Annotated in this window: 1 protein-coding gene; it reads left to right on the top strand. The window is 66.0% G+C overall.

What is annotated here, in order from left to right:
• Positions 1 to 215, top strand: a 215-nt coding sequence (locus FNJ47_RS49505) for a hypothetical protein (RefSeq protein WP_163163956.1), incomplete at both ends; no start/stop codon positions are given.

Raw genomic sequence — 215 nt, 5'->3', positions numbered from 1 at the left:
GCGCGTCCTTCGAATATGCGACCGTCTTCAGCGGCGGCGACCTGAACGTCTCGTCGGGCGCGACGGCTGACCATATCTCGGTCTCGAGCGGCGGCATCTTCAACGTCGGCGGCACGGTTCTGAGCAACGTCGCGGTCTTTGCCGGTGGCGTCGAGAACGTGTTCTCCGGAGGCGTGGTCACCGGCGTGACCAGCTCCGGGACAGGGATTTCGGGC

Source organism: Bradyrhizobium uaiense (assembly GCF_010811875.1).
Taxonomy (GTDB): Bacteria; Pseudomonadota; Alphaproteobacteria; order Rhizobiales; family Xanthobacteraceae; genus Bradyrhizobium; species Bradyrhizobium uaiense.
This window is presented reverse-complemented; position numbering and strand designations above follow the sequence as displayed.